The organism is Acidovorax sp. SRI_002 (genome assembly GCF_057586455.1).
In genome coordinates this window covers 144,783-158,634 of sequence record NZ_JBYCZW010000010.1, presented here as the reverse complement: position 1 = coordinate 158,634, position 13,852 = coordinate 144,783, and the positions used below count along the sequence as shown (strand labels likewise).

At 55.8% G+C, this 13,852-nt stretch carries 11 protein-coding genes and 2 pseudogenes; 9 read left to right on the top strand and 4 right to left on the bottom strand.

Features of this window, described 5'->3' with window-relative positions:
• Positions 1-17: 17 nt before the first annotated feature.
• Positions 18-3,554 carry a P-loop NTPase fold protein gene (locus AC2YJX_RS24505; protein WP_487257529.1) on the bottom strand — a complete coding sequence of 1,179 codons (3,537 nt, stop codon included), beginning with the start codon at positions 3,552-3,554 and terminating at the stop codon, positions 18-20.
• A gap of 325 nt (positions 3,555-3,879) precedes the next feature.
• Here AC2YJX_RS24505 and AC2YJX_RS24500 point away from each other — a divergent pair, with 325 nt between their 5' ends.
• From AC2YJX_RS24500 to AC2YJX_RS24475, 6 genes are all read left to right on the top strand, one after another.
• A complete protein-coding gene (locus AC2YJX_RS24500; RefSeq protein ID WP_487257528.1) occupies positions 3,880-5,481 on the top strand; it encodes an esterase/lipase family protein in 1,602 nt (533 codons plus the stop codon).
• A 29-nt stretch (positions 5,482-5,510) separates the two neighbouring features.
• Entirely contained in the window at positions 5,511-7,217 is a 1,707-nt protein-coding gene (locus AC2YJX_RS24495; protein ID WP_487257527.1) for a hypothetical protein, read from the top strand.
• 255 nt (positions 7,218-7,472) lie between these two features.
• Complete coding sequence (locus tag AC2YJX_RS24490; protein ID WP_487257526.1) at positions 7,473-8,117, top strand: hypothetical protein; 645 nt, start codon at positions 7,473-7,475, stop codon at positions 8,115-8,117.
• A 304-nt stretch (positions 8,118-8,421) separates the two neighbouring features.
• Positions 8,422-9,786, top strand: coding sequence for a hypothetical protein (locus tag AC2YJX_RS24485; RefSeq protein ID WP_487257525.1), 1,365 nt, complete (start codon positions 8,422-8,424; stop codon positions 9,784-9,786).
• Entirely contained in the window at positions 9,779-9,982 is a 204-nt protein-coding gene (locus AC2YJX_RS24480; RefSeq protein WP_487257524.1) for a hypothetical protein, read from the top strand. The genes AC2YJX_RS24485 and AC2YJX_RS24480 overlap by 8 nt, the downstream gene beginning before the upstream one ends.
• 191 nt (positions 9,983-10,173) lie before the next feature.
• Positions 10,174-10,371: a hypothetical protein gene (locus tag AC2YJX_RS24475; protein ID WP_487257578.1), complete on the top strand. Its 198-nt coding sequence runs from the start codon at positions 10,174-10,176 to the stop codon at positions 10,369-10,371.
• Between the two features lie 296 nt (positions 10,372-10,667).
• On the opposite strand, the pseudogene AC2YJX_RS24470 reads toward AC2YJX_RS24475, so the two are convergent.
• A pseudogene (locus AC2YJX_RS24470) lies at positions 10,668-11,008 on the bottom strand (IS110 family transposase); the annotation flags it as partial.
• Between the two features lie 153 nt (positions 11,009-11,161).
• On the opposite strand from AC2YJX_RS24470, the gene AC2YJX_RS24465 reads away from it, so the two are divergent.
• Together AC2YJX_RS24465 and AC2YJX_RS24460 are read left to right on the top strand one after the other, a co-directional pair.
• On the top strand, positions 11,162-12,142 hold the full coding sequence (locus AC2YJX_RS24465; protein WP_487257523.1) for a 5'-nucleotidase C-terminal domain-containing protein: 981 nt from the start codon (positions 11,162-11,164) through the stop codon (positions 12,140-12,142).
• Between the two features lie 87 nt (positions 12,143-12,229).
• Positions 12,230-12,388 (top strand): annotated as a pseudogene (locus tag AC2YJX_RS24460) (HU family DNA-binding protein); the annotation flags it as partial.
• A gap of 124 nt (positions 12,389-12,512) precedes the next feature.
• Here the strand turns inward: AC2YJX_RS24460 and AC2YJX_RS24455 are convergent.
• Positions 12,513-12,782 (bottom strand): hypothetical protein, encoded by a 270-nt coding sequence (locus AC2YJX_RS24455; protein ID WP_487257522.1) that lies wholly within the window; start codon positions 12,780-12,782, stop codon positions 12,513-12,515.
• A 78-nt stretch (positions 12,783-12,860) separates the two neighbouring features.
• Between AC2YJX_RS24455 and AC2YJX_RS24450 the strand changes: the two genes are divergently transcribed.
• Positions 12,861-13,322 carry a helix-turn-helix domain-containing protein gene (locus AC2YJX_RS24450; protein WP_487257521.1) on the top strand — a complete coding sequence of 154 codons (462 nt, stop codon included), beginning with the start codon at positions 12,861-12,863 and terminating at the stop codon, positions 13,320-13,322.
• Between the two features lie 42 nt (positions 13,323-13,364).
• Here the strand turns inward: AC2YJX_RS24450 and AC2YJX_RS24445 are convergent, their stop codons facing one another.
• Positions 13,365-13,601, bottom strand: coding sequence for an MbcA/ParS/Xre antitoxin family protein (locus AC2YJX_RS24445; protein WP_487257520.1), 237 nt, complete (start codon positions 13,599-13,601; stop codon positions 13,365-13,367).
• Positions 13,602-13,852: the final 251 nt, after the last annotated feature.

Here is a 13,852-nt window from a genome sequence, read left to right as displayed (position 1 = left end):
TGCCATGCGCTTCAGCACTAGATGGAGGCAACTTCGTCAGCCCGCATTCCAAAACTGAAGCGTTTGGTCAACATTGCTGACGCACTTAAACCCTCTAAGGTCGCCGATGGACTCCTAGCTATTAATGCACTGAGTATTCCAAAAATACGTTGATTGCTCGAATTCGCATCACTAGGACTGTCGATCCGGCTTCCTAAATCAGCGACTAATTCCGAAAGCTTCTCGTATCGGTTTAGGATTCCCGAAGTCGAAAACCACTCTTCGTGCGCCTGTAAGTTAGCGGTTGCTACCGCCACCAATGCCATCAACTCATGGAAATTCCCACTATTCAGCCTTTCTGCCTCCTCGGGTGGCAAACTAGCCTTTAAGACTTGGTACACATTCATAAAGCGAAGTAGCCTCCGGGGGGAATCGCCTGCCCAGCAAGCAAGCTCAACCATAAAATCCTCTTCAAGCTTGCTGAGACGAACATGTGGCACTTCGAGTCGTGGTATCGAGCTATTCATTTTGCGCCGGCCGTCATTGATCTTTAAATCGCCAAAGGCATCTGCATCAAGCACGATATCAGCTGGGCTTTCATCGCTTCCGAAATCTAAAGAGCCATTCTCACGCTCATCGGCAGATTTTTTTGCTTCAAAATCCGCAAGTGCGTTGCTCTGGTAGCTCAGCCTGTCTGCCACAAACTTGCGGCTACTCTGAGCGGTCATGTCCCTCACCCAGTACGGTATCTGAAATATTTTCTCAAGATAATCATGAGCGGTTGCTCCTGCGGCGTCATTGCTGTCCTCATCTGATCGCATCAAGAGCGTCGGATAGTTAGTCCTGAGCGCGCGGGACACCCATCTAACGTCCACGGCGACGTAAACCACGAAGAGCTTGAAGGATAGAAGCAGGTGTACTGCCTGCAGAACATCCGCAACAGTCTCGGGCTGGCAACGGTCCAAGTCATCGATATACAGGACGATTCGATTTAGTGGCGGCAAATTCTCCATTTCTTGTACCCTGATGCTCGCACGCAGCTTTTCCGCCTCCTCCAATGTCAGCAGATCGTCTTCGCCGGACTTTGCGGATTCAAGCAATGCTTCAACCCTGAGTTTATAGGCGGCCCTTTCACTCGCTAACGAGGCTTCTTTTTCCGGGCGTTCAGATGACGTAGCGCTCGCAATGAGGTCCGAGAGTTCCTCGAAGTCTTTTCTAATGGACGCCACGAGTCCGAGATGTTTCGCGTAGTCCTTATTGGCAGCTCGAGCTCGCACAAAGCTAAGCAGCCTGCCTCTCCCAGTACCAGCGTTGTAATCGCGTGCAGCCTCACTAAGTTTTTCAGTGCTCAGCGCAAGCCTTGCGCGCCCCTCCGCGACTTCTGCAGCTAGTCGGGCTAATTCGTCCTGTTCCTTCTTCACGGCATCGGAAGGCGCTTCAAGCGCCTTTTTGGCAGCCTCGTCAAATTTATCGCGGAAACTCTGAAGTGATTCGAGCCCCTTTTTGACCCTGCGACTTGCGATCGTAAAAACGGACGCCAACGCAGTGACTAGGCTAGACGTTGTTATGAGGGATTGACTCCAGATCTGCCTGAAATCCTCACTCTTTATAACAAGGCTGCTGAGAAAATGAAGGCCAGCGAATAGGAGCCCAACACCAAGGCTCGCGCCCAAAAAGGCTGCCACGCTCCGCCACGACCCCAGTTGGCTGCGCAGTCCAGTGGCAATCAAGTTTGCGCGCCCACGCTGCTCTTCCAACTGCTGAACTGCATCGCTCAGTGCTTTGCCGTCCTCGATCAATCCGGGAATCCCCAGCTGTTCCGCTGCCTTCTTTAGTTGCCCCTCCTCTTTCTCGTCTAGCAAAGCCCAAAAGTGCTTTTTGACGGCAGACCAATAGATATCTGGGGAGGTCTCAAGACTAGCCTTTTTTGTCAGAAGCTTGCGCTCTGCCTCAGCGACCGTCCTCGCGGCAATGTCTTGCTCTCTGCGCCGCTGAATGAGACGTTCTGCCGATTCGATCGTGAGTTGGCGCGCAGTGGTAAGTTGTTCGAACAAGGCCTCCGAAGACGCCCGTGAACTCTTGTTCGTTGCATTATCGAGCTCGGTGAAGATGTGGTCGACCAGGCTGGCCCACAGGTTCGTGTCCATGTAGTGCCAAGCGTTGAAGCGAATCTGCACTACGTCGCTCAGCAGTTCTCTAGGACCTGTTGCTTTGCTGGCTTCCTCACTGAGCCGTTGAATGTGCTCATGAACCAGGCGCAAGAAGAACGATTTCCCAGCACCCCAATCGCCAAACACGCCAACAGCCAATGGCGGAACGAAGTGCCTGGACAAAGTCAGCGCGGCGAAGGCCAGAGCTTCGCGCTCCACTCCCAGAGAATCTCTCTGGCCGGAGCTCCAAGCGTTATCGTTTCCGACGACTGCAACCGATGTACGACTGACCTGCTCCAACATATCGACCCCACCCCGGGCACCTAAAGCCTTCTCCCAGAACGAAGCGAGATGAGGACTGGTGTCTGAAACAGACCTGAGCAGACTCTGCCGCAAGTCCGCAAGTGAGAGGCCGACATCCTTCAGTCGGTCCAGAACAACACCTTCGTCCAATGTTAGTAGGGCTGCAGCCAATAGATGAAGTGCAAGTCCATCTTGGAGCTCTTCCTGCGACGCCAAACCACGTGCTCGCTCGAAGACGCGGTCTACATTTTCTGTGGTCTCTAACCTGCCTGTAGCGGATCCTGGCGACTGCTCTGCAAGGTACCTCTGGCGAAGGCTCACAATGGACTTCTTGAATTCCAGAGAGACTCTATGTAGGGCTGCCACCGCTACGCTCTCATGCGCGCTCAGCGCGACTCCTTCTGGCCACGCATCCAGGTCTAGCGCAGCCAGTAAAAGCCGTGTTGTGGAGAGTGGTCCAGCAATGTTCCGTTTTCTATAGTCCGCTTGCCCAACAATCCACGTTGTAGCTGGTGTAAGACGAAGATCAGAACCATCCGCTCGGATGCGCGCCTGACCTTCCGCATTGGTCGGCGAAACGCCCTCATCGCCTGAAAACGGCTCATCCACATCGGCCGGATCAAGCGCCGAGCCAGCCAAACGCTGCAGCGCCGAGGGTACACCGGGTGGATGATGCGACACATCGGAGACGCTGGCCACCTCGGCTTCTTCAGGCATGAGAGATAGCAGGCTGGTGACCTCTTCGGGCTCCAGTGGGAAATTCGCACCTTGAGTCATGCTCAAGTACAGATTTCCCTCCAAGAACGAACGCTGATCAATCACCTGCCGTCTAGGCACTACTCTGGCCATCCAGAACATCACGCGGACGGGAACACGCCAGATCCTGCGGCCGTTTGGCAGGGGCTCTGACCGCAAGTGGCCGCTTACAACCCCATAGCCGCGCAGCCCACCAGCCTTTCCTGACTCCCAGAAGAGCACCAAGTCACCGATGCTCGTATTGCTTGCCCACCTCGAGATGCGCCAGTCGACGGCTCGATCCGTGCGAAGTTTGCGAAGCCATTCCGCATCTCTAGATGGCTTGTATTGATAGAGCCATGCGTGCCGCCCACTGGATTGCTCCATGTGTCCATCCTCCCTCTAACGTTCTTTTAGTTCACTCTCAAGAACAGAGTATCAGAGAGCTCCCTCAAAGTTTCCATATATTTAGCTCCCGGCCCCTGACGCTTTCAGGCAGTTTCTTTCTTGACACCCCAATCTCTCGCCTTGAAGCATAGCTTCTGGCAAAGCTCAAAACGTCGCATGCGTTACCGCATTTCAGGAGATAGGTGCGTCAAAAGGTACTGCTCCCGCACTTCACCATTCAACCCAGATATAGCTCCGATACTGCTCATCCCGTGCTTGCAGCGACCCAGCATGCGTGCGACACTGGATAGAGGAGGGAATAACGATGCTATACCCCATCATCTACGTGCGCGGCTACGCCATGACGAAGGGTGAACGAGACGACACGGCCAGCGATCCCTTCTGCGGCTTTAATGTTGGGTCGACCGTTTTTCGGGCAACGCCCAACAAGACATCGAAGGCGGATAAATTTGTCTTTGAGTCACCCGTACTTCGTTTGGTGACCGATTTCGGATACCGGCACGTGTACGAGAATGGCGCGGACATCATGGACCCAGACTGGTCACCTCCACGCGACTCTGCAGGTAAGCCGCGTAATGGGATCCCTCCGCAGTCCATCGTGGTCTATCGCTACTACGATGACGGCTCAAGTTTGCTTGGTACCGGACAAGCGAGCGATATCACAACATATGCCAATGGCTTAAGCGAACTGATCCTTCGCGTGAAGTCTTTGGTGTGCGACTGGAAAGCAGCCGACGGGGAACAGGTTGCACCGGAGAATTTCCGCGTGTACTTGGTCGCTCATTCCATGGGTGGACTTGTATGCCGTACGTTCCTGCAAAACCCTCAGTTTGGCAGTGAAGAAGCGCGGAAAGCGGTAGATAAGCTGTTTACCTTTGCCACTCCACACAACGGCATAGACGTGGCCGGCTTCAACGTGCCTCAGTGGTTGTCAAAGAATGAGGCAAACACGTTCAACCGGGAGGAGATGGCTCGCTACTTGGCCATTCAGGATGTCGCACAAGCCAATAACGGAAGAGTCGATCTGATTCCCGAGGACGTGTTGCCCGCTGAGCGCATTTTTACCATGGTGGGATCCAACCGTGGCGACTATGAAGTGGCCATGGGAGCAGTTCGCGCATTCGTTGGCCACGGGAGCGATGGGTTGGTACGGATCGCCAATGCCACGTTATGGGGTGTAGATCGTTCAACTGGGCGCCTTACGCGCCCCGCAGCGGCTGCCTACTGCTACAGGTCCCATTCAGGTCCCTTCGGCATCGTCAACTCCGAAGAGGCATATCAGAACCTGAGCCGCTTCCTGTTCGGCGACATCAGGGTTGATATTTGGCTGGAAGTCACATCGGTCACTCTGCCAAATGAGCTTCAAGACAACAAGAAGGGAAATGTTGAGGCGCTTTACCAGTTTGAACTTCAGGCTTCACCACGCGGCAAACGCTGGTATCTCACTCGTCGTACTTCGGAAGAGGACTCACCAGCTTGCCGAACGCATAGCGAGCTGAGCAATCCCAAGACTGCACGCGACAACAACATGTATATGTCGACGGTGTTTCTGATGAATCGAGCGCGGGTAAACATGGAGAAGCCAGGATTAGCCTATGCAATGACGCTGGGGGTTCGCGTACCTGACTACCAAGTGGAGCGTCGGTTCTGGGCTGATCAGCACTATGAAGGCGGTCATCTTTTCAGGGATACCGCTATTGTTGAAATGGTACCGCCAAGCCAAGGGGATGACGATTGGACAGTGAAATATGGCTGGATGAGCAAAGCTGATGGCATCGCTACCAAGCCTCTGAAATACAAGGTGTTGAAGGACGAAGGCAGCGTGGCCGTTGACATTCCATTCGCAGACAACAACGCCCCCGGAATCAAGGGAAAAATCAAGCTCGTTGTCAGTGCTTGGAACTGATGGCCCTGTGCTGTTGTTGAGGAGTTGCAATGCCCAATGGTGCAGACATCCTATGGTTCAAAAGCCAGTTCCAAGATCGAATTGAAGCGGCGATCTCGGGAACCCCGCTTTCGGTGGATTTCCTTGCGGCACTTGCGTGTCAAGAAACGGGTGAGGTGTGGCCACTGCTGCGAAGGAAGAATCTCCCCGTTGATCGAGTGCTCGCACTATGTGTCGGAGATACGCTGGATTCAGACAAGGGCAGATCTGCCTTTCCTCGCACTAAAGCGGATCTGACCGCCGCGCCGAGGGGGCAAGAGATGTTCGATATCGCGCGCAAGTGCCTGGTCGACATGGCCGCGCATGTACCCGCATATGCCGCAGCAGCGAGGCGACCGAACAAGTTTTGTCATGGGTTTGGCTTGTTCCAGCGCGACCTGCAGTTTTTCCTGGATGACCCGGACTTCTTCCTGGAACGCCGCTTTGAGAGTTTCGAGGCAACGCTTGACCACTGCCTTAGAGAGTTGCGAAGAGCCTTGAAGAAGCTCGGATTCGAGGACCGTACGGCTTTGAGCGATCACGAACTTGCGGCAGTGGGCATCGTCTACAACACAGGTGGCTTCAAACCCAACAAGGGACTTCAGCAGGGGCATTTCAACGGGACGCAGTTCTACGGCGAAGCGCTACTGGACTTTATCCGGATGGCCCATACGGTGGCCCACCCTGGAGGCACGGCGTTGTTGCCTCAGCCCATTCCGGGCGAGGCGACAGTGGCTCAGCCTGCCCAGGTCATCGCGAGCGGACCGGCTATGCGTGTCGATACGCGTGAAGGAATGTTGCGGCTTCGGCGTGAACCACATGTCAGTGAGCCGGCCCAGGCAAATGTAGTCGCCCACCTACCCGACGGCCATGCGGTGCGTGCGCTGAGCGGAAAGAAGATTGGCGGTTTCATCGAAGTCGAAACGAGCTTGAGCGGCGCGCTGCTGCGAGGATTTGTTTCTGCGAAATTTTTGAAAGCCGACGAGGAAGCGTCTGGAATTTTGGAGATTCGTCCTTTAGCGACACTGCCAGCTAAGGGCATCGTTGCGGTGAGCATGCCGCGTAAGCCTGGCACCATCACACGGCGGACCGGTCTTGCCAATGCTCACTCCCTGAATGAAAAGGGTCAGCCCGGACGGTCTGGCAAGACTGCTGAGGAACTGAGAGCTGAGCTAGCTGCCATCGGCGATTGGTTAGCGGTGGACGATGCGGAACACCTACGCTACCAGCCGCGGAGCGGCTTGACCTTCTGCAACATTTACGCGCATGACTATTGCCACCTTGCCGGCGTCTTCCTGCCGCGAGTATGGTGGTCATCGCCGGCTCTGCTAAAGCTAGCCGAAGGCAAGGAAGTCACACCAATGATCGGCGACACCATCTTTGAGGTGAGAGCAAACGATCTGTTTCGCTGGCTGCGTGACTTTGGCCCACAGTTTGGCTGGCGCCGCACTGGCACGTTGACCAAGCTGCAGAACGAGGTCAACCAAGGCGCACTTGGTGTGATTGTGGCCCGCCGAAAAGAGGACGGGCGCTCCGGCCACATTGCGATGGTGGTGCCGGAGACCGTGGAACAGCAGGCGCGACGCAGCGCTGCTGGGGAGATTTCTGCGCCATTGCAAAGCCAAGCCGGCGCGCGCAATTTTCGATACGGTCACGGTAAAGCGAACTGGTGGAATGGCGAAGAGTTCGCCGAGAGTGCTTTCTGGATTCACGCTTGAAGCAAGCCATCGCATTAAGTCCACCGCCTCCAGAACGTCCGCCAGAAGCTTGCCCCCTGGAATCACCGACATGCATGTGCGGGAATGTTCCGCAGAAATCCGTCTGGCGCTTTCATGGACCCGGGTGGACTCAAGCAAGCGTCACGGCGCTTGATTCCCGACACTTAGTTTGAACTCGATGTAGTGGGCATTAGCCTTGTCCAGATTTTCATTCGACAACTGGGAGTACGTAACGTGATTGTTTGTGGTACCAACGTGAGCTTTTGGGTTCTCTGCTTCGGAACCTTTTTTGCTATACAGCTAGCCTCGCTTTCTTATTGCAAGAGGATTGTTTCTAAAAGGGGAGCAAAACTTGAGGATGAGATTAAACTCGTAGATGATCACATACGCTTTCCAGAGAGTGCCACCGAGGGATCTAAGTCGGTGCTTGCCACCCTATCCTCTGAAATCGTGACCCGCGGGAATTCGAGCCTTTCGTTGGTCGCAACGTTTACTGAGTATCACTACATCGCGTTGATTGCGTCCCTGGCTTCGGCGACCCTGGGTGGTGTATCTACTTTCGCGATTAGCTCAATTGGCTGGAATCATTCAACGCCAGCGCTCCAAGGCTTCTTTTTAGGATGTGCAGGTTCGCTTTCGTTTTGGCTTACTGCCATTCAAGTTTTCAAGTTCCAGGACACGATTGCAAAACACGAGGCGATCTACACCACTTGTGCCAACCTACTGAGTGAGCTTCGACTGAACGTACTGTGTTTGCCATGCGTGGGGGACGGCGCCAAGAAGCTTGATGAATGCGAACTCCTCGGGGTCTTTGGGAAGAAGATTGCGGATCTCCGAGGCATCGGCATATCGTTCGATGGAAGCCCTATCAGTATGGCCAAGTTTGACTCGCCGCGCTAATTACGATACGAGGGACGACGAGCCTGCAGGGATCAAAAGTGCTCGGGAGTGCATCCGAAACTAGGAGAAGGAAGACGAGAGGTTTGACAGGCTAGTTCTTTGGAAATGAGTAGCCACCAGTAGGCGTACCCAAGAATGAGGAGCGGCGTAAGCGCTCCCTTGCAGCCGCTTCGAGCGACTCGCACATTCCGAATACCCCTGGCTTTGCCGGGGATGGCACTGCCTCTTTGGACTGTCCTACATTTTGCGGACGAAACTGCCGCCCCTCGTGGTATGGTCATGTCCAAAGCATGGGGGGAGCAAGATGAGCAAATTGGTTGTCCACGCCATCGTGATTGCCTTGGTAGCACTGACGGGATGCAGCGCCAACTATCACTCGATCTACCGACACGAACAGGTCGACAAGAGTCCCAGTATCACGTTGATTGATGCCAAGCAGAGAGCCATCCTCGCAGCGAAACACGAGCTCGCAGACAAGTCTAATGTGACTCGGTTCTGCGCTGAGCCAAGTCCGGATGTGTTCGCCGTCATCGCGCAGGCGCTATCGGGAGGAGCCAGCTTCGGACAAAGCGGCGACCCGAAGACCATCCAGGCTGCGCTCAATGCCGCCTTCAGCAGTTCCGAGCAAGGCTCTACTATTCCCCGAACACAGACCACCAACACGTTGCGCGAGGTCATGTTCCGAACGTGCGAACGATATCTGAGTGGCGGCATCTCCGATGTCGAACTTTCGATCCAGGCTGTCAGGGACCAGAGGTTGATCGTCTCTATCCTTGCGATTGAGGGGCTAACGGGTGCTGTTTCGGCCAAGCCCGTAGTCATCGGAACGTCGGCGAGTGGTAGCAGCGGTGCGTCCGGTGCAGATGCGGCCGTCCGTCTGGACGACCAGAGCAAGTTGATTGGAAAAAGGTCAGAGGCGGTCACGCAAAAGCAGACGGCGTTTGATGACTTGAACGGCGGTGCGAACAAGGACTGCGAGGCCATCGCCAAAGCAGTGGCAGACAAGAAGGAAGCCAACCTGTCGCAAGCGCTCAAGGACAAGAAGTCGAAATGCGAAACCGCCACTTTGGAGCTGGAGGTCGCCAAGAAAGTGAAAGCAGAGGCTGACGCGCACTACAAGGCACTGGTAGCGATTTCAAGTGGTAGTGGTATCCCAGTTACGGCCGGAGGAACGCTGATGACGCCTATTGCGGGCGGGGGCTTGGATAGCGTAGCGCGTTCAGATATCGGCGAAGTGGCCGCTGCGGTAAAGGAGATCGTGGCGGGAACATTCAACCAGGATGAATACCTTTTCCTATGCCTGAAGGTGCTGCAGGGCGCACCTGAGAAGCTTGGAGGAGCGACCGCAAACTGCTTGGACTATATCAAGTCACAAGTGGAGCTGGAGCGAGCCAAGAACGTCAATGCCATCGCCAAAATTCAGGCCGCCACGGCGGAGATAGAGAAACGGACGGAGCCCCTGTTCGACAGTTTCTGGGCGCTCGTGAGCACCGGTGATCAAGTGGACGCAGGCAAACTTGCCGCAGTGCAAGCGAGCATCCGGACTAGAGACTGGCCGAAGTGCTTTGCTGGTGCCACAACGAAGGCCGAATATCGAAGCTGCTTCTACAGCAACGCCGTTGTCACCGGAGTGAAGCAAGATCTAGCAAGGGGAAAGAGCAATGGCTGATCGCGACTACAGGATACTTGTGGCGAAGGATCGGGACGGAATCGCTGCACTCGCAGTGCCAGACTGGACCGTCCTTGAGAGCACCGTGCGTGAGTTCAACAGCCTTGACACGCATCATGATCTCTTCTTTGGAGATCTTGGGCGCGTTGTAGTTGATCGCTCGGGGGTTGTGGCTTTGGCGTACAAGAAAGTTTAATGCCGAGCCGTGTGCACTTAGGCGCCGATTGAAGTGACCACGCTTCGGTGGTCACTGGGTGAAGCCGCAGCAGTGAGGACGAAGACGACGTAAAGAACAATAATCTGATGCTCGGATCCGCACGCATACTGCTGTGAATCGTCCCGGTTTTGAACTGACCCCCAGAAGTTGGACAAACTTCAAGGGGTTACATGAAGAAGTACAAAACGGAGTTCAAGCTGGAAGTGGTCCGAAGCTTCCTGGCAGCAGGCTTGGCGCGCAGCACGTTCTACTACCAATGCCAGGCGAGCCAGCGCGCCGACCAGCAAAGCGCCTTGGAGGCCAGGATCCGCACTATCTATGACGAGCACAAAGGACGCTACGGCTACCGGCTGAGACACACCGCCTGATTGGCGGCGAAGCAACCGTCCAACTTCTGGGGGTCAGTTCATTTTTGAGGAGGCTCAACACTCTGAGCGGATTGAGCCATGAAGAAGACGAACAAGTTCTCGCCCGAGGTGCGTGAGCGCGCAGTGAGAATGGTGCAGGAGCAGCGCGGGGAGTACCCATCAGCAACCCATGGAGTTCAGCCTTGTTCTGGTACGCCAGATCCGCAATGGATGCGGGCAGGCAAGGTGCGAGGCAGCTTCACGGGCTGCATCTTGGCCATCAGCTCAATGCGCCCCAGCGTGATGTCAGAGAAGAACTTCAGCCCGGTGAGAGTGGCGTTGAGCGACACGGGGGATGAGCCCGTGGCCGCTACATCGGCGGCATCGTTCTTGCCGCGTTTGCCGGACAACCGGTAGGACGCCACGAACATGGGCGCCATCAGGCGCACGGTGTGGCCGAACCTCTGGAATTCGCGAGCGCAGTGGTGAGCGCCAGAGCACGCTCCCATACTAATGCGCCATGTTGGCAGCGCGGCGATGAGTTCGATCAGCTTGGCACGCTGGGACGCAAAAGTACCGGTTTGCCTGTGGCATCAACGCCATGCATAGCAAAGACATTCTTTGCCAGATTGATTCCGATGGTGACAATGTCAGTCATGGACTTCCCCTTACAACAAGCGAGTGAGTTGATGAGAGATCGGACTTCCCATCGTGGCACCTGGATGCCTTATCCCACAACTGCACGGTTCACTCGGGACGGGGAAGTCCATTTCATTCGTTAGGCGTCAACATAACCGAACGAGGACACTCAATGTCACCACCCGCGCAGTTGAGCAAGAGGGGTTCAGAAAGACTGGCTCGCCGGATGGAGGCAGCTCAGGCAGAGGCTAATAGGCAGCGGTGGGAAAAGTGGAAAGCGATCGCAGGCTGGATTGCTGCCATCGGCATTCCTCTGGGGCTGGGCGTCGGCGGCTGGTTCATAAGCCTCGCACTTAAGGAACGAGAATCCCAGGCCAAGTTCATTGAGCTATCGGTATCCATCCTCTCCTCGGAGCCAAAACCTCTAGACGACTACAGAGCCCTAAGGCGATGGGCAGTCGACACACTCGCCAAGTACTCTGAAGTTCAATTGCCAGATCTGGCCAAGTCAGGGCTAGCCAATTCTCTACAGTTGACGGGGAAGGGGCTAGCAGCTGAAGTTGGCACTACTCTCACGACTCTTGATAGTCGTCGCGGGCCAGGCCTTCCAATCGAAATGAGCTTTGGCAACCTGGTCACCGACGCACTACGCGCGGCCTTCGTCGGATCACCGGCCGCTGACTTTGCAGTAGTTACCTCCAACTCTTTCCGCGGCAAGAAGCTATACCAACCAGGGACAAAGCTCACTCGAGGAGACTTCCTCATCGAGATGCCATTTTCGAACACCGTTACGCTCATCGCAATCAGTGGCGATCAACTTCGTACCGCGATAGAAGAAACCGCAAATCAGAGCGGTGGCGGTGGCATCCCTCAAGTTTCTGGCCTGTCGCTTAAGTATTCGGAAAGCAACGGAAAGTTCAGAGTTGAGTCATTGAGTATCGGGGGCACTGAGATCTCACCAAACCAGAAGTACCGTGTTGCAACCACGGATTTTGATGCGTCGGGGCACATAAGAGTCTTCAAAGACATGGAGCGCATCAAACATCCAAGTGCAGGTCGTCACATATACGACATCGTCCTACTCCACATGTATGACGAGCGCACGGTTGCGCCCTCGATCGAAGGCCGAATCACTAGGGTAGCCAAACCTTGACGCCTAACCCCTCGTATATGGACTCCCCCGCAACAGCAAGAGCCTGACTGATTGGGGACCAGTGGGTAAAAAACCTGCAGTCGTATATCCGGCAAGCGTGCAGCACGCACGGGCAAGAATCCATCGACTGGTGCTGCTCTGAAGATTCCTGCGAGCACGGTGCCCAAGTTTGTGGCGGGTGCGAAGTTCAAGGCCGTGGTGGATCCCAAGGCTGCCAAGCGCAAGGCGGACAAGGCCGGCAAGTAAGCGCGGCGCTCTCGGTCACCGCCAAAGCAAACCGCCACGGGCCTGGACCTCTGACGGTTTTTGTTTTTGAGACCCTGGCCGATGGGCTTTCGATTGATGGCAGGCAGATGGATCGAAACAGCTGTCAGACGATCTTCCACCCCATCGCTCGGCTGAGTTGCACCGCAGCAGCCTTGGTGGGCACGGCGTCCATCCAGAAGGAGGGATCGTCCAGTACACGGATGACCCATTGTGGCTCACCTGTCTCGGTAGTGTTATCGATGATCACCTCTAGCTTGGTCTCCAGTGCATAGCGGATGGCAGTGGCATAGCTGACAGGCGCTTCCTTCTTGAACTCCTTCGCCCATGGCGTTTGTTCGAGGGTTTCCTGCGTCCAGGTAGGTTTGGTGGTCATGGTGCGGAATCTTACGAGGTGGGGGTGTCGATTTGGTGCTCTGGGTGGGAGGCAGGGGCATCCCGTACCATCAGGACCATGAATACATTTTCCAATGCCTTTCGCGCTGAAATCGTTCGCATGGCGCGCAAGGAGCTCAAACCTGAACTCCAGGGTATGCGCAAGGCGATCACCGGCCATCGCTCCGAGATCGCGGCACTGAAGCGGGAAGTGAAGAGCCTCACCTCGCAGCTGAAGTCGGCTCAGCGCCAGACCAAGGTTGGGAGCGTGGCTGCGCCATCTGATCAACCCATAGTTTCGAAACGCGCCGCGCGCGAGGATTTCGTGTTCGCGCCGGAGATGCTGACCCAGATGCGCCAAGCACTGGGCGCTACCCAACTTCAGATGGCAGCCTTGTTGGCCGTCTCTCCACTCTCGTACTCGCGGTGGGAGAAGGGGCAGGCCCAGCCCCGGACCAAACAGCTGGCAAAGATTGAGGAACTGGTGAACATGGGGCCAGCCAAGGCTGCGAAGAAGATACGCCAGGCTACGAAGGCCTGAGGTCCAGCAGCGCTGCATGCGCGGTGGGCCGCCACGAAGGACCTAGGCGAAGCTGCCTTTCTGGATTTGCAAAAGCGTTGCTTGGACCAACGCCAGCCCTTCGGGTTCTTGCAGGACATCCCACGGGCGGCGGTTTCCGAAAGCGGGGAGTGGCGCCGCTAGCCACTCCTGCAGCCAAGCCTCAGCGTTGAATCCTTCAGGATTGCCAGACTCCATCACGATCTGCCGGACCAGGTCCGTCAGAACTTGTGGGGGGTGCATGTCGTTGGGGTGGGCCATGTCGCATTCTGGTCTTGTGCCCCGGCACTCGCAACCATCGGGATGGGCGTCCACATGAAGACGCCACCTGCGTGTTTGCCTACCACGCGCGTGTTAGATAACATGGCCGTGTTACTGCCATTGCCGCCATGCCCTCTCCCAAGACATCCCAGCGAACTGCACAAGCAGTGCAGCGCGTGGCTGGGCTGTTCGAATCCAAGGGCTGGAAGATTCAGGCCAGTCAACCCGGCAGCACCGGGCCGGACCTCGTC